Here is a 20,191-nt window from a genome sequence, read left to right as displayed (position 1 = left end):
CCAATGAATATCGAGTTTTATGCTGAAAAATCTTTTGATCAGAACGGTGACCGCCGCCATGGGTAAGCGTAAACGCAAGACACTGCCGAAGGATTTCGGCCAGTTGCTGGAGCAGGCCTCGTTTGCCGAGTTGGTCGCCGTGTTCGATGCGTGTGAGATTGAAGCCACCGGCGGCTACAGCAAGAGCACCGCGCTGGGTTTTTACAACTGCCCCGACGAACTGGCCCGCTGGCTGGTGGAGCAGGGCGCCGATATCAATGCCCGTGACACTTACCAGCGAACGCCTCTGCATCATCGCAGTTCGAGTTGGATCGGGGGTATCGATCTGCTGCTGGATCTGGGCGCCGATATCGAGGCGCAGGATTACCAGGGCTACACGCCGTTGCATGCCGCTGCCAACAGCCACAAAGCCGAGGCCATCGCGGCCCTGATCCGCCGGGGCGCCAATGTCGATGCCAAGAGTCGGCAGGGGCACGGTGTCCTGCATATTGCCTTGGCCACCACCCGCAACGCCGATATCGAGGCCACCGCGGAAATCGCCCAGACGCTGTTGGCGGCAGGGCTGCAAGGCGATGACGGTATGCTCGCTGAAGTGCAGCGCATCGGCCGTGAGTTCGAATTTCACCGGGCCTCTTTCAACCCGGACTACCTCGAGGCAACGGACGCCGCCCTGACCCGTCTTTATCGCCTTTTCGACGTCGTGCCCGTTGCCTCTCGCAAGGTTCACGACGGTCAGGCCGCCATCGTCGTGACGGCCAGTGGCTGGCCAGACCAGCATCAGCAATTGTGGGAGCTGCTGGTGCCATCCTCAGGCGCCGCAGCGACGGCGCAGGGTGAGGTGATCCGCATCAGTGGCCGTATCTCCCAAGAGATTCACCACAACGGATCGGCCAACTGGGACGCCGATTTCAAAGCGATGTTGGTGGCTCTGGTTGACCATCTGGGCAGCGCCGTGCCCTTGCCTGAGGCCGACCTCGCTGAAGCCCGGGCACTGGCTGCCGGCCTGCGGGGTGGCAACGATAACGACGAGCAGACTGATCGTCTCTGTGAATTGGCCGTGCGTTGGGTGATCGCCAACCCGCAGCCGGTGCCATTGGCGGCGCCTTCCTACAGCAGGTGACGTGACGGCGCGTCCCGCCTCTTCAGGAGCGAATAGCCCGGCGTGACACCTCGTGCCGCACTTGTATTGAATTACGACCAAAGTACTGTTTTGTATAACGCCTAAGTTCGATTTTGTACAAAAGTCGGTCGTGTTAATTTGTGGCTGTGGTTATTGGTCTGAATGGATTCTGCGAGATTATTCAAGAGTGACCCCAGGGTTACTGGAAAAGCAGGGATCGCGCATTCTTTCCACCTATCGCCCTTATTGCCCTGGCACCTAAGGCCTTCGGTTCTTGATTTGGATACCTCTAGCTGCTTTTCAGGCGGATAGAGCGGATTTACGCCCCAACCTGCCACGTTTCAAATACTTATAAAGTGCTGTATCGCCGTGCCCTTTCAAGGCGATTGGCTTGTGGGCAGCGTAAACAGCCGTAATCGATTGTTATTTGCCGCGTCGTGCATAAGTTAGAGACCGTCGTCTCTAGCGTTGGCAATAAATAGAATCAGGCAGGGGATGATATGAAGTTCAAGTCATTGCAGGCACGCATTTGTGTCACGGCAGGCGTATGCCTGTTTGTTTCATCCGTCAGCCTGGTGGTCTACGGGCTCTTTACCGCTCGGACCAATGAGCAATATGTCGCTTCCGAAGTCTCGGCGCTGGTTGAACAGTCAACAATCCGGGAAATCCAGAACCTGGCCGAGTCCCGTGCCAATGCCATCCAGGCCAAGCTGCAGAATGCCCTTGACGCGGCCCGCACCATGGCCAACACCTTTGCCGCCAGCAAGGCCGCGCAAAGTCCCTTGGCGTTGGGGCGTGAGCAGATCAACAGCGTATTGCTCAGCATCCTCAAGGATAACCCGGACTTCAACGGCACCTACTCCTGCTGGGAACCCAATGCGTTGGACGGCCAGGATCCGGCGTTCCGTAATGCTACCGATGGCAATAATCCCCTGACAGGACGCTTCACGCCTTACTGGACTCGCAGCGCCGACGGTCATGTCGCGGTGCAGCCATTGGTCGAGTATGACTCCCCGGATCGTCACCCCAACGGCGTGCCCAAGGGCGGCTGGTACAGCGGCCCGCGCGACACTCTGAAGGAGAGCGTGCTCGATCCCATTCCCTATGTGGTCCAGGGCAAGAACGTCTGGCTGACCACCCTGTCGGTGCCCATCGTGGCCAACGGCAAGTTCTACGGTGTGGTCGGGGCTGACTTCGATATCGCCTTTATCCAGAAACTCAGTGAGCAGATGTCTGCCGAGCTCTACGGCGGCAAAGGCACGGTTTCGATCCTGAGTAACCAGGGCTTGGTGGTCGCAGACAGCCAGCGCACCGACCTGATCGGGCAATCCATCAAGGTTTTGTTGCCTGACTCCTGGGAAAAAGTGCTCGGCGATATCCAGGGCGGTCGGGGAGACGGTCTGCTCAATCCGCAGACCCAGAACATCGAAGTGCTGATGCCCATTGCCCTCGGTCGCACGGGCAAACCCTGGGCGGTGTTGATTCGTTTGCCCAAGGCCGTGGTAATGGCCCAGGCCATCGCCCTGGAGCAGGAGTTGCAAGCGCGCAGCATCAACAACAGCATCTGGCAAGTGTCGGTAGGGCTGGGCATTTCCTTGTTGGCGTTGGTCGCCCTCTGGTTCGCCACGGCGAAAATCGTCGGCCCGATCCGCGAGGCCGCGGCGTTGGCCGCCAATATCAGTCTTGGCGATTTCTCGCGCCGCCTGGTGCAGCAATCCGAGGATGAAGTCGGGCAACTGTCTGCCGCACTCAATGACATGTCCGAAAGCCTGCAGCGGCAGGTGAGGGTGGCCGAGCGTATTTCCGAGGGGGATCTGGACCTGGAGGTCCGCTTGTCGTCGCCCCACGATACCCTCGGCAAGTCACTGGAAAAGATGGTCAGCAACCTGAACCAACTGATTTCCGAGGTGCAGACCAGCGCCACCCAGATTACCGGCAGCTCGGCGCAGGTCACCGATCTGAGCCAATCGTTGTCCGATGGTGCGTCGAACTCCGCGTCGTCCATTACCGAAATCAGCGCGGTGATGACGCAAATGGCTGCGCAGACCCGGGACAATGCCGCCAACGCCAAGAAAGCCGATGAGCAATCCCAGGCCTCACGGGCCGATGCGGGGGAGAGCGATAAATTGATGAGCGAGCTGATTGCCGCGATGGCTGAAATCGACAACTCGGGCAAGGACATCACCGCGATCATCACCACCATCGACAACATTGCCGCACAAACCAACCTGCTGGCCCTGAATGCGGCCATCGAAGCCGCCCGGGCGGGTGAGCTTGGGCGCGGTTTTGCCGTCGTCGCCGACGAAGTACGCAGCCTGGCCGCCCGCAGTGCCGAGGCCGCCCAACAGACGGCCGCGTTGATCGCGGATTCGTCGAGCAAGACCCAGCGCGGCATGATCATCGCGGGCCGGACCGCCGAATCGCTGAAAAACATCGTTCATGGAACCAGCGCGGTTTCCAACCTGGTTTCGCTGATCTACCAGGCCTCCAGCGAGCAGGCTTCGGGCTTGCAGCAGGCCAGCATCGGCTTGGAACAGATCGATGAAGTGACGCAGAAAAACCAGTCCAACTCGCAAGAGTGCGCGGTGGCGGCCAAGGACCTTTCGGAGCGGGCCTCCCTGATGCAGCGTGTGCTGGGTCGTTTCAAAGTCAAAAGGGGTTAGTGGTTTTCCAGCCGGCTCCAGGCGAATCTGTAATGTAATGACGCAAAATCCCCGTATCAGCCAATGTTGACGGGGATTTTCTGTTTCAGCGCTTGGCCGGGCTGGTTTGACTGACTTACCGTAAGTGATCGCAATTGCATTGCTTGACCGATGGGGCCTCGATAACGCTCTTGAGGGTGTACTATCGATATCTGCCCATCGGATATCAGTTAGCCATGTCCACGCTAAGCGAAGAGAGCCGTCAGATCGTAGCTTCTCTGACGCACCGCGTTGGCCCCAACGCTGACATTGCAAAGACCGCCCACGCGATCATTTCAATTTTGCAGGATATAGAGGCGGCCCTCACGCCCGTTATTGGTCAACAAGGCGTTGCCGCGCTTTATCGCCGCAGTTTGCATCTGTGTGGGGCCAATCATCCGCGTCTGACCAGCCCCTGCGACAGGGTGCAGGCCGGCCAGGTGCTGACTGCCCTTAAATCCGTACTCGTTGAGCAAAGCGAAGCCGATGCGCTGTTTTTCGGTGAAATGTTGCTGACCATCTTCTACGAGTTGCTGACCACGCTGATCGGGCCCTCGCTCACCGCACGTTTGCTTCGTGGCGTGTGGGAACCTTCCTTGAGCGACACCCCTTCGCAGGAAAATTCGCCATGAGCACCAAAGTGACTATCAACCGCTTGGCCACCGGCGTGCCAGGACTGGACGAGGTCTTGGGCGGAGGATTGCCGGAGTTTTCGTTCAATCTGATCGCCGGTCCGCCTGGTTGTGGCAAGACCACCCTCGCGCACCAGATGATGTTTGCCCTGGCGACCCCCGAGCGTCCCGCGCTGTTTTTTACCGTGCTGGGCGAGCCGCCACTGAAGATGCTGCGTTATCAGCAGCAGTTCGATTTCTTCGACAGCGAAGCGATCAATCAATCGATCCGTTACGTCAATCTGGCTGATGACACCCTGGCCGGGGACCTGGACGAGGTGCTGCGGCGCATTGTCAGCGAGGTGGAGGCTCACTCCCCGGCGCTGGTGTTCGTTGACTCGTTCCGTTCGGTGGTGCTGGCCAGCCAGACCCAGGACAACCCGAATAACAACCTGCCGCAGTTCGTCCAGCAACTGGGCATGCTGATGACCACCTGGCAGGCCACGACGTTCCTGATCGGCGAGTATTTCACCGAAACCGATACCAACCCGATTTTCACCGTGGCCGATGGGCTGATCTGGCTGCGCCAGAGCGTTCAGCGCAATTCCATGGTGCGCAAGATGGAAATCATGAAGATGCGCGGCCAGCCGACACTGCCGGGGCTGCACACTTTCCGTATCGCCTCGTCGGGGATCAAGGTCTTTGCTCCTGCGCCGCTCAACCCGGTCGAAGCCCCGCTGGAGTTCCCCATCAAGCGCCTGGCCATGGGCGTGCCGCAGCTCGATGAAATGCTTGGCGGTGGCTTGCCGCGCGGTTATTCCTTGTTAGTGGCGGGGCCGTCCGGTTCGGGCAAGAGCATTCTGGCGGCCTCCTTCCTCGACGAAGGCGCGCGCAATGGCGAAACCGGCGTGATCGCGGTATTCGAACAACGTCCCAATCATTCCCAGAACGCCACCCTCGCCAACTTGATTCAATGTGGAAAAGTCGGGCTGGTGGATAGCCGGGCACCGGACCTGTCCATCGACGAAATCGTGCATCTGCTGCTGGGCGAGATCGCCCGCCTGAAAGCGACCCGGGTGGTCATTGATTCGCTGTCGGGTTTCGAACTGGCGCTGGCGCCGACCTTTCGCGAGGACTTTCGCGAGTCGCTGTCGCGCATGGTCACGGCGTTGACCAGCGCTGGCGTCAGTGTCTTGCTGACCTCGGAGCTGGAAGACCGCTACACCGACCTGCGCTTCAGTCCTTACGGCACGGCGTTTCTCACCGACGCCATCATCGTCCAGCGTTACATTGAAGTGCAGAGCCGTTTATTGCGCATCATGGCGGTGGTCAAGGTGCGGGCCAGCTCCCACTCTGATGAATTACGCCTGTATCGCATCGATGACGGCGGTTTGCAGATCGGTGAAATGTTGCCGGACCAGGAGGGACTGCTCGGCGGCCGGCCTACCCGGCAGCGTGCTGTCAACGACAGTGAATGAGTCAGAATAATGGATGAGGCCAATGGCAAGGATGAGCAAGCGATGACTACGGTCGCTCGCGAGCTGTTCCTGCTCGGCCAGAAAACCGTCGAGGCGCGGGCGGTGCTGGCGGCGTTGCACAAGGAACTGAGCGACGCCAACACCCAGCTCGCCGACAAGCGACAGATCGAGCAATTGATCGAGGCCAACCAACAGTTGGTCCTGGCGATCCTGTCGGCCCAGTCCGAGGCGCAAAAGCCAAAAAACACGCCGGTCGAACAACAGTTGTACCTGGATATGCGCGAAGCCAATGAGCTCCTGGTCATCGCCGCCCTCAGTGCGCAACACCTGAGGACCTCGGCCGAACGCGCGCTAGAGCGTCAACGTAACGTTCTCGCCCTGGTCGCCCATGAACTGCGCAATCCGCTGACCCCTATCAGCATGATTGCCGGTCGACTGGCGCGGGTGCCCAGCGAGGAACTGCCGCGCATGCAGACGCTGATCGAAGGCCAGGTGCGGCATATGTCCCGTTTAGTCGAAGACTTGCTTGACGTCTCTCGCGTCAAGACCGGCAAGCTTCGTCTCGATTGTCAAAGGATCGATCTGCTGCAGGTCATTGATGAGGCCATGGACATCTGTAAGCCGGTCATGCTCTCCAGGGACCTGCATTTCATTGCCAGACTGCCCGAATGTGCCTTGTCGTTGAACGGCGATCCGGTGCGCCTTGCGCAGATTCTCGGCAATCTGCTGGGCAATGCGGCCAAGTACACCCCGGCAGGTGGCACCGTCGTACTTTCGGTCACCGCCGAAAGCGACGCAGTGGAAATAAGCATCCGCGATACCGGCATCGGTATCTCGCCCAAGGCACTGCCGTTCATCTTCGAGCCTTTTGTGCAGGATGTTCACGCCATCGGGTTCAATGGCGCGGGCCTGGGCATTGGCCTGACGGTGGTGCGCGAGTTGGTCGAAAGCCACGGCGGCACGGTGATCGGCAAGAGTGCGGGGGATGGGCAGGGTAGCGAGTTCGTGGTGAGGTTGCCGTTGGTGAGTCAACTCACCGGTGAGGATGGGCTAAAGCACAAGACTTCCGATTGAAAAAGCGGATAATGGCCGCCTATTTTTTGCTCGTGATGCTGGTAATCCCGTATGGAAATCAAGGTCAACTTTCTCGACAACCTTCGACTTGAAGCCAAGTTTGATGACTTTACGGTGGTGGCCGATCAACCTATCCGCTACAAGGGCGATGGCTCGGCCCCCGGGCCGTTCGATTACTTTCTGGCTTCGTCGGCGTTGTGCGCGGCTTACTTTGTGAAGTTGTATTGCCAGACGCGCAATATTCCTACCGATAACATTCGCCTGTCGCAGAACAATATTGTCGATCCGGAAAATCGCTACAACCAGATCTTCAAGATCCAGGTCGAGCTCCCGACGGATATCAGCGACAAAGACCGCCAAGGCATTCTGCGCTCCATCGACCGTTGCACGGTGAAGAAGGTCGTGCAAGCCGGGCCTGAGTTTGTCATTGAAGAGGTGGAGAACCTCGACGCCGATGCCCAGGCGTTGCTGATGCCCAATTCGGTTTCCCAAGCGGGTACCTATATCGCCGGCAAGGACCTGCCGCTGGAGCAGACCATCGCCAATATGTCGGGTATTTTGGCGGCCCTGGGCATGAAGATCGAGATCGCTTCGTGGCGCAATATCGTGCCCAATGTCTGGTCGCTGCATATTCGCGATGCACACTCGCCGATGTGTTTTACCAATGGCAAGGGCGCGACCAAAGAGGCCGCCCTGGCGTCGGCGTTGGGCGAGTTCATCGAGCGACTGAACTGCAATTTTTTCTACAACGATCAGTTCTGGGGCGAAGACATCGCCAACGCGGCGTTTGTGCATTACCCGGACGAGCGCTGGTTCAAGCCTGGCCGTAAAGATGCGCTGCCGGCGGAAATCCTCGATGAGTACTGCCTGAAAATCTACAACCGCGACGGCGAGCTGCGTGGCTCCCACCTGATCGACACCAACTCGGGTAATGAAGAGCGCGGCATCTGCTCGCTGCCGTACGTGCGCCAGTCGGACGGCGAGGTGGTGTATTTTCCGTCCAACCTGATTGAAAACCTGTTCCTGAGCAACGGCATGAGCGCCGGTAACACACTGGCTGAAGCTCAGGTGCAGTGTCTGTCGGAGATTTTCGAGCGCGCGGTCAAACGCGAGATCATCGAAGGTGAATTCGCACTGCCGGATGTACCGGCCAACGTGTTGGCGAAGTACCCGGGAATCATGGCCGGTATTCAGGCGCTGGAAGAGCAGGGGTTCCCCGTCCTGGTGAAGGATGCCTCCCTGGGGGGAGAATTCCCGGTGATGTGCGTCACGTTGATGAACCCGCGGACCGGCGGTGTGTTTGCCTCGTTCGGCGCACACCCGAGCCTGGAAGTGGCGCTGGAGCGCAGCCTGACCGAATTGTTGCAGGGCCGCAGTTTCGAAGGCCTCAACGACTTGCCCCAACCGACGTTCGAAGGCCATGCGGTGACTGAGCCGAATAACTTCGTCGAGCACTTCATCGACTCCAGCGGCGTGGTGTCGTGGCGCTTTTTCAGTGCCCAGTCAGATTACGAATTCGTGGAGTGGGACTTCTCCGGCCAGGGTGAGAATTCGAATGCCGAGGAGGCCGCGACCTTGTTCGGCATTCTCGAAGGCATGGGCAAGCAAGTGTACATGGCGGTCTACGAGCATATCGGCGCGAAAGCCTGCCGTATCCTGGTGCCGGGCTATTCGGAAATCTATCCCGTGGACGATCTGATCTGGGATAACACCAACAAAGCGCTGTTTTTCCGCGCCGACATCCTGAACCTGCATCGCCTGGACGAAGACGAACTGCAAGCGCTGGTGGAGCGTCTGGTGGAAAGCGAGCTGGACGACTACACCGACATCACCACCTTGATCGGCATCGAGTTCGATGACAACACGGCTTGGGGCCAGTTGACGATCCTGGAGTTGAAGCTGCTGATCTATCTGGCCTTGCAGCAGTTCGAAGAGGCGAAGGAAGCGGTGGAAACCTTCCTGCAGTACAACGACAACACGGTTGAGCGCGGGTTGTTCTACCAGGCCGTGAATGTGGTGCTGGAGATGAAGCTGGACGAAGACCTGGAACTGGAAGACTACGAGGCCAATTTCCGTCGGATGTTTGGCAACGAGCGGATGGATGCGGCGATCGGCTCGGTGGACGGCAGCGTGCGCTTCCATGGCTTGACGCCGACCAGCATGAAGCTGGAGGGGCTCGATAGGCACCTGCGCCTGATCGACAGCTACAAAAAACTGCACGCGGCGCGGGCCAATGTGTCGGCTTTATCTTCTGTGCTCGCCCCGTCGCTTGGCTAAACTCGGCACTTGCATAGGGTTCGGTTTTTTCCGAACCCCGAGATTCAGTCAAACGGAACGAAAGCGCAGGATCTGCGCGCCGTCGAAAGGGTCGATCAGGTAATGGGCGTGCACGCCGAACGTAGCCTGCAAGCGTTGCGGGGTCAGCACCTCAAGAGGTTTGCCTAGCGCTACCAGCCGGCCCCGTTCCAGTACCGCCAGGCGATCACAGGTCAACGCCTGGTTCAGGTCATGCAGGGCGATGACCGTCGTGACAGGTAGCGCTTGCACGACTTTCAGGATGGCGAGCTGATGCTGGATATCCAGGTGATTGGTGGGTTCGTCCAGCAAGAGAATCTGCGGGCGTTGGGCCAGGGCCCGAGCGATGTGAACACGTTGGCGTTCACCGCCGGACAGGCTGTGCCAGGTGCGGTTTTTCAAGTGCGCCGCATCGACGTCCCACAGCGCCTGCTGGACGATGGCAGCGTCTTCGTTTGACCACGGACTCAAGGCTGATAGCCACGGCGTTCGGCCCAAGGCAACGGCGTCGAACACGCTGATCGCATCCAGTGTGTCGGCCTGTTGCTCAACCACGGCCAGGGTCTGCGCGACGGTTCGCCGTGCCAGCGTCTTGAGGGGCTGGTTGTTGAGGTGAATGTCGCCCCGGCTGGGGGCGCGCACGCCCGCCAGCAGTTTGAGCAATGTGGATTTTCCCGAACCGTTGGGGCCGACGAGGCCCAGGGTTTCGCCCCGACGGATGTCCAGGCGGATATCGTGCAACAACTCGGCGTCCCGCACATGGAAGCCGAGGCCGGAACAACTCAGCACGGATTCGCCGATGACAGAGGTGACGGCATTCATCGGGCATTTCTCCGACCGATCAGGATCAACGCGAACACCGGAGCACCCACCAGTGCAGTGATGACGCCGACCGGGATGACTTGGCCTTTGATCAGCGTTCGGGAGAAGACATCGGCGGCGATCAGGAACACCGCGCCGCCCAACGCGCTTGCCGGCAACAGGCGCGCATGCCGGGTACCCAGCAACAAACGCACGGCATGGGGAATGACCAACCCGACGAAACCGATGGAGCCCACAATCGACACCATCACCGCTGTCACCAGTGCCGCGCAACTGATCAGAAGAAATTGCACCCGGCGTACCGGAATGCCAAGGGAGGCGGCCGAGTCGGCGCCAAAGGTAAAGGCGTCCAGCGCCCGCCGGTGCCACAGGCACACCGCAAGACCGATCAATGCCACGGGCACCGACAGCCACACCGACGGCCAACGGACCCCACTGAGATTTCCCAGCAACCAGAACATGATGCCGCGCGCTTGTTCGGAACTGGCGGACTTGGTAATCAGAAACGCGGTGAGCGCATTGAACAACTGCGAGCCGGCAATGCCGGCCAGGATGATCTGCCCGGTGCCAGCGGGTGAGCGGCTGGCACGGGCCAGCAAAACGACCACGGCGAACGCGGCAACGGCCCCGGCGAAGGCCCCGACCGACAACGAAATCAGCCCCGCCCCAATGCCCAGCAGCGCCACCAGTACCGCGCCTGTCGAGGCCCCGGCGGAGATGCCGAGCAGGTAAGGATCGGCCAACGGGTTACGCAACAGCGATTGCAAGATCACCCCGCAGGTCGCCAGGCCCGCACCGCAGGCCGCCGCCACCAGCGCACGGGTCAGCCGGTAGTTCCAGACGATGCCTTCGTCTATCGGGTCGAGGGCATAACCTGCGGCCCACAGTTTGTTGGCCAGCACCTGGAACACCACACTCGGCTCGATACTCGTCTCACCGATGGCCACACCGGCAATCACTGCCAGGAGCAGCGCCGCCAACGCCAGCAACGTTCGAATCAGCGTCGGAATCATTTCGGCAGGTCGTAGCCGCTGATGGCCGTCGCCAGGGTTTCCAGGCCGTCGAACATTCTGATGCTCGCTTGCATGGCCATCGCATCGAGAATGATGATGCGGTTGTTTTTCACCGCGTCCATATTGCGGGTCACCGGGTCACTGCGCAGGAATTGCAGCTTCTTTTCATGGTCATCCGCCGGAAAACGTCGGCGATCCATGCGGGCAATGACCAGGAAGGTCGGGTTGGCCTTGGCGATGGTTTCCCAGCCGACGGTCGGCCATTCCTCATCGGATTCAACCACGTTGCGCACGCCCAGGGTACTGAGCATGAAGTCAGGAATGCCCTTGTGCCCGGCCACATAGGGGTCGATGTCCAGACTGGCGCTGGAGAACCAGAACAGCGCGCTCGTCTGCTTCAGATCCTTGGCCTGCACCGTGGCGATAGACTTCGCCAGGCTCGCCTTGAGTTGGGCGTTCAACTGCTGGCCACGCTCCTGTACGTCGAAGATTTCAGCCAACTGGCTGATGCTCTTGTAGATACTGTCGATGCGAAAGGCCTCCAGCCGTGTGCCATCCGCACCGACCAGATTATCCTTGGCCTCGCAATCGGAGGGCATCAGGTAGGTGGGGATCTTCAGTTCGTGAAACTGCTGGCGGGTACCGACCACGCCTTGCGGTCCGACCATCCATTCCAGTTCCACCGCCACCAGTTGCGGGCGTTTGCCGATCACCGCCTCGAAGCTCGGCTCGTTATCAGCCAGGCGTTCGATCTTGTCGTTCTGTGCCTTGTACTTCATCTGCACATCGTTGAACCAGAGCGAAGTGCCGACCACCTTGTCGCTCAAACCCATGGCATAGAGCATTTCAGTGCCGGCCTGGCCGATGGTCACGGCGCGACTGGGTGGTTGCTCAAAGGTCAGCGTGCTGCCGCAGTTCTCGAGGGTCAGGGGATAGTGAGTCGGGGCCGCGTGGGCGAGGCTCGGCAGACCCAGGGCGATGACGAGGGGGGCAAGGCGGGGCAGCAGCATGACGCAAACTCCAGTTGACCGTACACGGAGCAGGGGACGGACTGGAAAACACATCATCGAACGCTGCCGCTGAAGCACTGAAGTGCCGATCGGCCCAGTGATGCGCAACGCAAGGATGCCCTTCCCGGACACCCCGCCGGTTAGTGATTGACTTGGCCGGCAGGTCTCCTGACTGATGCGTCATCGCCTGGCTCCAGCCTTCCCGGGGTGATCCCAGTGGCCATTGAGGAGCAGGCTCAGCACCTACAGTTGCGGGGGCAGTTCCGTTTGATGCCGTGCGAGGCATCTCGGATTCCCTATTAGTCCCGTGGGGGAACCGGCGCTGGGCATGGTAGTCGATCAGGGTGTTTATCACCACTCGCCACTGAGAGGCCTTCTCCTGGCGTCGTACGATTGCGGGAATGATTTTCGGGAGGTGCGGCATAGCGCCGCTTCTTGCTATTCTGATCGCCCTCTTCATGGACGAACACTGAGACAAGCCATGGCTAACTACACCCCGTCACACATCGGGAAGATATTGCTGGGCCTGCTGTTTGCCCTGATTGGTATCGGTTTGTTGAGCATTGCCACCAATCTCACGCTTGAGCGACGCGAGTTTCTCGACCGCGCACAGACCGCCGATGGCATCGTCAGCCACTTGAATGCCGGTGGTTCGCATCCTGAGATCGCGTTCACCACGAGCAGCGGTGAAAAAATCTCCTACCCCCAAGGCGGCTTCATTTTCGGCTATCAGCAGGGTCAGCCCGTGCGGGTGCATTACCTGCCCGAGCAGCCGACCAATAGCGCCATCGTCGATGACTCTGCCGCGTTGTGGGGCACTTCCGGGGGCCTGGGTTTTATCGGTCTGGTGTTCACCCTTGTCGGTCTGGCAAAGGCTATCCGTCAGCGCGGTCGCGGTGCGGTTCATTCACATAAAGGACTTTAAACGTATGAGCTACAACATCCCGATCCCGGTCAATGAAAGTCGCTGGCAATATCAGACCGCCAGCGGCGGCGGCCTGACCGTGGTCATGGTGGCCGGCAGCGGCGGTTCGATCATCCTGCGTTCGCCCGAGGGCGAGGACATCAGCTACCGCTACGGTGGCGTCGGAGTAGGTGCCGGATTCGGCGCGCGGCTGCCGCGTTTCGGCAAGATCAATATCCAGATCAAGGGCAAGGGTGTGTCTGCGGCCGGCGCGGCGGAGGCCTTTCCCAGCACCGGCAAGGTGTTTGTCAGCGATGCCTTGGTCGCTCGCGACCTGACCAGTGACGACATCACCGGACCGTGCATGTACACCGAAGTAGGGGTGGGCCTGGGAATCGGTGGTTCGGCCACGGCGCTGTTGTTCGGGCTTGATCCCAAGTTGCTGGCGTTGTCGATGGCACTGAATTCCAACCCGGCGACCTCGCTCATCGCTTCCACCCTGGTCAACCAGCGGCTGGCGAAGTCGGCCAAGGGGGCGGTGGTCATGGCCGGCATAAACGCTGGTTTGCAGGCCGGTGGTGGCGCTGCGATTTACATAGGCTATCTGTTCTAGCCCGGTTGTAGGAGTGGGCAAGACCACAGTGCCAATCAATTAGCTCTGCTCACGAAGCGCCCGCTGCATCTTTCGGCGGGCGCCTGGAGGAGGTCAGTTCAGTCTTTTGAACTCTGCGTCGATGGCTTCAGCTTCAACGCGCCATGCCTGGAAGCGCTGCTGACGTACACGGCTTTCATCCACATTGCTCTGCAGTTCTTTGCGGCGTGTGTTGAGCAGCAGGTACTCCGGGAAGAACTCCTCCTTGAAGCGTTCCGAGTTCACGAGGGCAAGGAAGTCCTGACGTTGCTGTTCGAAGTTGCCGACCATCGTCGCGACTGCTTTCTTGAAAGCTTCTTCGCGCTTGTATTGCTCCCAGCTGTCCCAGGCTTCGAGGGCCACGCCGAGGAAGGCCAGTGCGCCATTGGCACCTTTGGCGAACTTCACCGCCCCCCACGGCTTGAATTTCAGGTACTTGCCGATATCCATGCCTACCGTCTTGGCGATGGTGGTGAGGCCATCCCGTGCGGCCAGCACCGTGGTGTTATTGATGAAGTTGCCTTTGAGCACGTGGTTGATGCCTTGTTTACCCAAGGCCTTGACGGTGGTGTTGAAGTGGTTGACCTCGCTGTCGAAGCCCACTTGCATCTTCTCGACCTCAAGGGTAATCGACTGGGTCTGGCGGCTGAATTCATTTTGCAGACGGGTGGACAGGATGATGCCCTCAGCACCGACCTCGCGTTCGAAGAAGTCCGCGAAGGTTTCCAGGCTGCAACCTTTAGCCTGAAGGATCAGGTCGGAGAAGTAGCGGGTGGCAAAATCACGAAGGCTGATCCGTGCCTCTTCGATTTGCTGCCCGGTTGTTGCCAGTTGCTTGCCCAGGCGAGCATTGAGCTCATCGAGCCTGCCGACCTCCAGCGAAACCTTCTGATCGTTCTCGATGGCAACGGGCAGTTGGTTGCTCAGCACGTCACGGATGACGCTGGCGCGCATGTCGTTGATCAGCGCGGCGCTGCCTCCGTTCTGCTGCATCTTTCCTGTGGTGGCCGTCTGAAGTGTGGCGATGTGAGACAGCGCCTTGAACTGTTCGAGGTTGCCCAGCCAGTGCTCTACACCCATGTCGAAGGGGTTCGCGGCGACGGCGACAATGGACAGTTCGGCTGCTTCCTGGTCGGTCAGCGCGATCTGTTCACGAAGCCGGCCTGTCACGTTTTCGCGTTTGACCTGCAGGTTGGCCAGGTAGTCCTGTTCATCTTCTACGTCAGCCACTTCGTCGAAGCGGCTGAGGACGAACACTGTGCGTTGCAGCAGATCCAGAGTGCGGAACAACCAGATCAGGTCATCCTTGTGGCTTTCCTTGACGGGGTTGGTCGAGTTCATCACATAGAGCACCAGGTGAGATTCGCTCACGTATTTTTTAGTGATGTCCTTGTACTTCTCGATCGCGTGAGTTTCGGCATTTTCCATTTCCTTGAAGCCGAACAGCCCGGGGGTGTCGATCAGCACGAAGTCTTCGTCGATTTCGTAGACTTTCACCTCATTGGAGGATTCCTGATGGCTGATCTTCATGCTGGACCTGTCCAGCTTTTCCATCCAGGCCGCCGCAATCGAAGTCTTGCCTTCAGAGAAGCCGCCAATCAGCGCGACCTTGAGTTTCTCACCAGACACGCTGCTGACGACATTCTGCAGCTTGCTGCTCAACGCTGGGTCAATCGGAACGCCGGCCTGGGCCCCCTGACCGAGGAAATTCTGCAGCCTGTCCAGCAGCGTCAGCGTATTAGCCTGTTGGGCCTTGAACGTCTTGAGTGTGTTTTCCATTACAGGTTTCCTGCGAGTTCGATTTGGCGGGAGAGGGTTTTCAGGCGGATGGTCGAGCGCGACAGCGTGCTCACCTGGTTGGCCGCCTGTTTGGCAGGCGCTTCAAGTGCCAGGTCGAGTTGGTCGATAGTCTTCTGCATTTCGCTCAGAGCGCTGTCCAGACTTTCGCGCAGCATGTCGCGCAATTGCTCGGTGGCGCTGCGCAGATTCTTATCAAGGGCCTGGCGTTGTTGGGACATCTTGTAGTCCGTGCTGAGCGCGCTCCAGAGTGCCTTGCCGATCGAGACAAGCGCGGTCAGTACTGAAGCCCCAACGAACCACAAGCTGGCTCCGCCGGTGAACGGTGCCGTCGCGATACCCACAAGGCTTGCCAGCAGCCCCGCAACGTTGACGCCGTTGTCGATTTTTATGTTCAGGTTGAAAGGTTGGTTGAATCGCATGCTGCCCAGCTTTCCGTAACTGGAGGTCAACTCTTGGGCGTGTTTTTCAAAACGGGAGAGAATATCCTCGGCGGCCTTCTGGAATTTACCGACCTCTATGTTCACTGCCACGGGCAGCTGCTTGCTGAGCTGGCGCTGCTGGGTTTCAAGCTGCTCGGTCAGGGCGCTTTTGAAAGCGTCGTTGCTGATGTCTTTTTCGATGCGTGCGTAAACGTCGTTACGCACCTTACGGGTGAAGTTGTCGATCAAGGTTTCGCCGCAAGACTCCAGACGTTTCTTCAGCGCCGCAAAGCTGGTGGTCAACTGGCTCTTGGCGCTTTGCTCTTCCTGGGAGAGCTTTTCCGACAGCGCATTCAGAGTCTGCTGAACGCCTGAGAGCGTCTGGGTGGTGTGGTTGAGCGCGTCATTGGCCTTGTTGAAGTTGGCGCGAATGATCTTGGCTTTGCCGTTGTGAATCAGCTGGCGGCCTAGCAAATCCAGGAAGGGGCGCAGACGGGATTTTTCCAGCAACTCGTCGGCACCGAAATCCTCGAGCACTTTGCTGCGGCGCTTGGCATTCTGTGATCCCGGTGCAAGATGGTCGGTCGAGGCGAGAAAGGCAGGAAGCGCGCTCAGCGGAAACACATGTTGATAGTGCTTGCCGAGCTGCTCGCTCATTTTCTGGTCAAGCCCGGCAAGGCTGGCGATTTCGTCGTCGGAGACCAGTGGTCGGTCAGTCAGTGAGTGCTTGGGGTTGGTGATCTTCTTGTTGAAGATGGTCCACACCTCGGTTTGCGCTCCCAGATGCTGCTTGATCTTTTCCAGTGTGCCCTGGTGCTGGCCGTCACCCGTTTGTGGCGGTGCGGCCTGGTTGGTGACATAGAACACCGCGTGAGCGGTCTGGACGGCACGTTCTATCTGGTCGAGTACCAAGCCTTCCTTGCCCTCGATACCGGGTACATCCAGCAGCGCGAAGGGTTGGCCGTCCAGCTCGAACTCATAGCGCTGAGTCTCGCGGGTGAAGTCGCTCAAACCGTGACCGATGATTTGACCGTCAGCATGAACTTGCAGCTCTCCCAACAACTGCGCCAGTTGGGTCTCATGTTCGAGTCGCTGCTGGGTGAGCGCTCGCTGCTGCTGCGTCGCCTCCGCCTGTTGCGCGGACAGCGCCGCACAAGCGTCGTCGCGCCTGGTTACGATCTCGCTCACCTGCTGCTCCATCGCACGGCACGCCTGTTCGGCTTTCGTCTGTTCGACGTGCAGCGTCGCGGCAGCACTGTCCCGTGCCGCTGTAGTTGCGGTCAACGAAGCGGTGGCCTCATTCAACTGAAGCTCTTCCGGCATCGTTCTGAAAAGATTCAACAGCTTTTGCCAGAGCGAAGCGTTGCTTTTGCGTGTCGCAAGAAGCGTGTGCAGGCGAGTGACGGCGGCAAGGGCGTCCTTATGTGATTGCTCGTGTTGCTCAAACGCACCGCCCAGTCGCTGTTTCACCTCGCTGGACCGGGCGTTGGCCTGGTCCAGCGCGCTCTGTGCGTCCCTGAAAGGCTGTTCGAACTGCGACACTGTCGCACTCAGTTGCTGCGTCAGTTCTTCAAGTCGCGCTTCGGCTTGCTCGATGCTCCGTTGCAGCCCCTGCAGGGTTTCTTCAGTCAGCCCGTACTGGTCGCGCAGCTTGCGAAACGCCTCTTGACTCGCCCGCTTGCCGGGCTCCTGAAGCAGGATGCGCAGGGTCTCGATGAGGGTCGACTTGCCTGCCCCCGTCTCGCCATAGAAGGCAATGGTGAACGTGTTCCACTCGGCATTTTTCTCAAGTTCCGCGAGCCGCTCAAACAGCGCCGTCCGATGCTCGGTCAGCCGCCGAAGCGCCTCCTGACGGGATAGGTTCAAGGCTTCGTCGTCCGAAGGATGTCTCAGTTCACTGATAATGAGTGCCAGCTCGTCATTGATTTGCTGGTAAACATCAAGAGGGCTGTTCAGTTCGAGTTTCATGTCGTGTTCTTCGGCGAGTTGTTCGGGCGCCAGCGGTGGCAAGAGTTCTTCTGCAGGTGTTTGAGCAGCCTCCGACGAGCCGGGGGCGTGGGCTTTGAAACGAGTCTCCGCCAACACTTCTGGCAGTCGTTCCCAGTAATCGGTGTGACCGAAATCGTTCATTTCGATGCTCTCGAAGTGCTCGATCTCGTTACGTCCCAGGCAGGTTTCACCCCAGTTCAACAGCAGGGTCCTGTCTGCCTTGGAATAGGCATTGATAAGCCTCCCCTTGAACCGTTCACGCAGCTGCCGCGCTTCCATGGCGGTGACTTCAACGGCGGCGGCCATAAGCAGCACATCGTTGATAGCCAACTGCTGTCGATACGAAAAACTCTTCAGGCTGCTGATAACCAGCCGCCCACCGAGCGAGTGCCCGATCAGGTTGATGGTCTTGATCTTTGGATGGTTGCTACGCAAGTAATCCTGCAACTGGTCAAACAACACCGCTCCCATGTGCTCCGCCCGAGTGCGGGCCTGAGTGAAGTTGCCCATCCGGTCCTTGGCGAAGGCCCCCAAAAGGCCGAAAGAATCGAGGGGCGAACTCGACATGGTTTTACCGAAATTCAGACCTGCCGCGCCAAGTGCCCAAAGCGAAGACTTGTCGAAACGCAGAAGATGATTCGAAGGCCAGAACGCAAAGATATTGGTGTAGTGCTTTAGCTGGTCGGGGATCTTGTCGAGCAGAAACTGCTTGTCCTCCTCGCTATGCCCGGCGCTGTAGCCATGGACGAAAACGTTGGCTTCAGTGGTGCCCGGTCCGGCGAATGGCGAGGTTTGAAACTGAAAAGGGTGAGGCATGGACTCTCCTTATCCACGGTCATGCCGTTTCAAGGCTTGGCTGTCAGACTTATTTGCGTGGGTGCTTGGGGAGCGGGTGCTACAGGGCAGGTTCCAGGGGACGGTCGTTGCTGGCGGGCATGGCTACATCCTTGTGCTGTTCGGGGGGAGTGGGCTTGTTGGCGTCACCTCTTTGGCTAATTTACCTTAAGAGTGTGGCAAGTTGCTATCAGGAGGGGGCTTACGGCTTTTTCTCCGGTAGGAAGTTCGGTGGCTGAGCTAGCAGCTTGGCTGATTCACCCTGCGATTCTTCTGGCGAAGGATGGAAACAGCAGAAGCGAAATGTGACGTTCTGAAACAGAAAAACCGCGCTAAGGCGCGGTTTTCTGGGGTTGTATCGGTTCCTAGGTGTTTCAACAAACACCCTGGAACTTAATAGGCCGGTCAGACGTTAAAGCGGAAGTGCATCACGTCGCCATCCTTGACGATGTATTCCTTGCCTTCCAGACGCCATTTACCCGCTTCCTTGGCGCCGGCTTCGCCCTTGTACTGGATGAAGTCGTCGTAGGCGATGACTTCGGCGCGAATGAAGCCTTTTTCGAAGTCGGTGTGGATCACGGCCGCGGCTTGTGGCGCGGTGGCGCCGACGCGTACGGTCCAGGCGCGCACTTCCTTTACGCCAGCGGTGAAGTACGTCTGCAGGTTGAGCATTTCATAGCCGGCGCGGATCACGCGGTTCAGGCCTGGTTCTTCAAGGCCCAGGGCCTCCAGGAACATGTCCTTTTCTTCGCCGTCTTCAAGCTCGGCGATTTCCGCTTCGATCTTGTTGCAGACCGGTACGACCATCGCGCCTTCTTCTTCGGCAATGGCTTTCACCACGTCCAACAGCGGGTTGTTTTCGAAACCATCTTCGGCAACGTTGGCGATGTACATGACCGGTTTGGTGGTCAGCAGATGGAAGCCGCGAATGATCTGCTTCTCATCGGCGCCCATGTTCTTGATCAGGCTGCGTGCCGGTTTGCCCAGGGTGAAGTGGGCGATCAACTGCTCGAGCAAGGCTTTCTGAGCGACGGCGTCCTTGTCGCCGCCCTTGGCGTTGCGAGCGACTTTCTGCAGTTGCTTCTCGCAGCTATCGAGGTCGGCGAAGATCAGTTCCAGATCGATGATTTCGATATCGCGTTTCGGGTCGACGCTGTTGGAGACGTGAATCACGTTCTCGTCTTCGAAGCAGCGGACCACGTGGGCGATGGCATCGGTTTCGCGGATGTTGGCCAGGAACTTGTTACCCAGGCCTTCACCCTTCGAGGCACCGGCCACCAGGCCGGCGATGTCGACGAACTCCATGGTGGTCGGCAGCACCCGCTCCGGGATCACGATGGCTGCCAAGGCGTCCAGGCGCGGATCGGGCATCGGCACGATGCCGCTGTTCGGCTCGATGGTGCAGAAGGGGAAGTTCTCGGCCGCGATACCGGATTTGGTCAGGGCGTTGAACAGGGTGGACTTGCCGACGTTAGGCAGGCCGACGATGCCGCAATTGAATCCCATGGTG

General features: G+C 59.1%; 14 protein-coding genes, 1 pseudogene and 1 riboswitch. Of the genes and pseudogenes, 9 read left to right on the top strand and 6 right to left on the bottom strand.

What is annotated here, in order from left to right; genetic code table 11:
• Positions 1-58: 58 nt before the first annotated feature.
• The 7 genes and pseudogenes from BLP82_RS20280 to BLP82_RS20255 all read left to right on the top strand — a co-directional run bounded on the left by BLP82_RS20280 (position 59) and on the right by BLP82_RS20255 (position 9,241).
• Entirely contained in the window at positions 59-1,120 is a 1,062-nt protein-coding gene (locus BLP82_RS20280; protein ID WP_092172294.1) for an ankyrin repeat domain-containing protein, read from the top strand.
• Positions 1,121-1,620: 500 nt separating this feature from the next.
• A pseudogene (locus BLP82_RS32105) lies at positions 1,621-2,883 on the top strand (HAMP domain-containing protein); the annotation flags it as partial.
• The gene (locus BLP82_RS32100) at positions 2,878-3,783 is read left to right on the top strand and encodes a methyl-accepting chemotaxis protein (protein ID WP_371857833.1); all 906 of its coding nucleotides are present in this window, start codon (positions 2,878-2,880) and stop codon (positions 3,781-3,783) included. The pseudogene BLP82_RS32105 and the gene BLP82_RS32100, both read left to right, overlap by 6 nt.
• 215 nt (positions 3,784-3,998) lie before the next feature.
• A complete protein-coding gene (locus BLP82_RS20270; protein ID WP_256574173.1) occupies positions 3,999-4,433 on the top strand; it encodes a hypothetical protein in 435 nt (144 codons plus the stop codon).
• Positions 4,430-5,890 carry an ATPase domain-containing protein gene (locus tag BLP82_RS20265; protein ID WP_092172197.1) on the top strand — a complete coding sequence of 487 codons (1,461 nt, stop codon included), beginning with the start codon at positions 4,430-4,432 and terminating at the stop codon, positions 5,888-5,890. The genes BLP82_RS20270 and BLP82_RS20265 overlap by 4 nt, the downstream gene beginning before the upstream one ends.
• Positions 5,891-5,899: 9 nt before the next feature.
• Positions 5,900-6,964, top strand: coding sequence for a sensor histidine kinase (locus BLP82_RS20260; protein WP_092172194.1), 1,065 nt, complete (start codon positions 5,900-5,902; stop codon positions 6,962-6,964).
• A gap of 51 nt (positions 6,965-7,015) precedes the next feature.
• A complete protein-coding gene (locus BLP82_RS20255; protein WP_092172191.1) occupies positions 7,016-9,241 on the top strand; it encodes an OsmC domain/YcaO domain-containing protein in 2,226 nt (741 codons plus the stop codon).
• Between the two features lie 48 nt (positions 9,242-9,289).
• Here BLP82_RS20255 and BLP82_RS20250 read toward each other — a convergent pair whose 3' ends face one another.
• Genes BLP82_RS20250 through BLP82_RS20240 form a run of 3 tightly spaced genes read right to left on the bottom strand, consistent with a single transcriptional unit; the run spans position 9,290 to position 12,104 of the window.
• Entirely contained in the window at positions 9,290-10,081 is a 792-nt protein-coding gene (locus tag BLP82_RS20250; RefSeq protein WP_092172188.1) for an ABC transporter ATP-binding protein, read from the bottom strand.
• The gene (locus BLP82_RS20245; protein WP_060740642.1) at positions 10,078-11,094 is read right to left on the bottom strand and encodes a FecCD family ABC transporter permease; all 1,017 of its coding nucleotides are present in this window, start codon (positions 11,092-11,094) and stop codon (positions 10,078-10,080) included. The genes BLP82_RS20250 and BLP82_RS20245 overlap by 4 nt, the downstream gene beginning before the upstream one ends.
• The gene (locus BLP82_RS20240) at positions 11,091-12,104 is read right to left on the bottom strand and encodes an ABC transporter substrate-binding protein (protein WP_092172185.1); all 1,014 of its coding nucleotides are present in this window, start codon (positions 12,102-12,104) and stop codon (positions 11,091-11,093) included. Before BLP82_RS20240 ends, BLP82_RS20245 begins: the two co-directional genes overlap by 4 nt.
• Positions 12,105-12,244: 140 nt before the next feature.
• A riboswitch (cobalamin riboswitch) is annotated at positions 12,245-12,440 on the bottom strand.
• A gap of 145 nt (positions 12,441-12,585) precedes the next feature.
• Here BLP82_RS20240 and BLP82_RS20235 point away from each other — a divergent pair.
• On the top strand, positions 12,586-13,029 hold the full coding sequence (locus BLP82_RS20235; protein WP_092172182.1) for a DUF3592 domain-containing protein: 444 nt from the start codon (positions 12,586-12,588) through the stop codon (positions 13,027-13,029).
• Positions 13,030-13,033: 4 nt separating this feature from the next.
• Positions 13,034-13,621, top strand: coding sequence for a hypothetical protein (locus BLP82_RS20230; protein WP_092172179.1), 588 nt, complete (start codon positions 13,034-13,036; stop codon positions 13,619-13,621).
• Positions 13,622-13,714: 93 nt separating this feature from the next.
• Here the strand turns inward: BLP82_RS20230 and BLP82_RS20225 are convergent, their stop codons facing one another.
• The 3 genes from BLP82_RS20225 to ychF all read right to left on the bottom strand — a co-directional run bounded on the left by BLP82_RS20225 (position 13,715) and on the right by ychF (position 20,187).
• Positions 13,715-15,418: a LeoA/HP0731 family dynamin-like GTPase gene (locus tag BLP82_RS20225; protein ID WP_092172175.1), complete on the bottom strand. Its 1,704-nt coding sequence runs from the start codon at positions 15,416-15,418 to the stop codon at positions 13,715-13,717.
• Positions 15,418-18,663 (bottom strand): DUF726 domain-containing protein, encoded by a 3,246-nt coding sequence (locus BLP82_RS20220; protein ID WP_092172172.1) that lies wholly within the window; start codon positions 18,661-18,663, stop codon positions 15,418-15,420. The genes BLP82_RS20225 and BLP82_RS20220 overlap by 1 nt, the downstream gene beginning before the upstream one ends.
• A gap of 423 nt (positions 18,664-19,086) precedes the next feature.
• The gene (ychF, locus tag BLP82_RS20215) at positions 19,087-20,187 is read right to left on the bottom strand and encodes a redox-regulated ATPase YchF (RefSeq protein WP_092149599.1); all 1,101 of its coding nucleotides are present in this window, start codon (positions 20,185-20,187) and stop codon (positions 19,087-19,089) included.
• Positions 20,188-20,191 lie beyond the last annotated feature (4 nt).

The organism is Pseudomonas sp. NFACC37-1 (assembly GCF_900101575.1).
GTDB lineage: Bacteria > Pseudomonadota > Gammaproteobacteria > Pseudomonadales > Pseudomonadaceae > Aquipseudomonas > Aquipseudomonas fluorescens_AA.
Note: the sequence above shows the minus strand (reverse complement) of the source record. Positions and strands in the feature narration are given on the sequence as shown.